This window comes from Polaromonas sp. P1_G2 (assembly GCF_056405515.1).
The window spans coordinates 1-394 of the sequence record NZ_JBFUBY010001484.1 but is presented as its reverse complement, the minus strand read 5'-3'; the positions used below and the strand labels follow the sequence as shown (position 1 = coordinate 394).

General features: G+C 62.2%; 1 pseudogene. It reads left to right on the top strand.

The window, feature by feature from the left end:
• Positions 1-206: pseudogene (locus tag AC1D0P_RS31195) on the top strand (NAD(+) synthase); the annotation flags it as partial.
• Positions 207-394: the final 188 nt, after the last annotated feature.

Here is a 394-nt window from a genome sequence, read left to right as displayed (position 1 = left end):
CTTATACCTTGGCCGAGATCAAGCATTGGCTCGGCCTGTTCCTCCGGCGCTTCTTTGCCAACCAGTTCAAGCGCTCGACGCTACCCAATGGCCCGAAGATCACTTCGGGCGGCTCGCTTTCGCCGCGTGGCGACTGGCGGATGCCGTCGGATGCAAGTGCGGCGCTGTGGCTGAAGGAGCTCGCCGAGAATGTGCCGGATGCGTGAGCAAGAGGTCTGATGTGGCCCTTTAAGCAGTTTAACCGCGCTTGCAGACTTTGGCGGCGCGAAGCGCCGGGCGAATTGTAGCAGCCGTCACGTCTCGCCGAGGGTTGACCTCGGGCGCGAACCGTTCATTTATGCCTCACCGCGTCTCCCGGTTTGATCAGGGAGGCGCCAAGCAGGCAGTGGAGGAG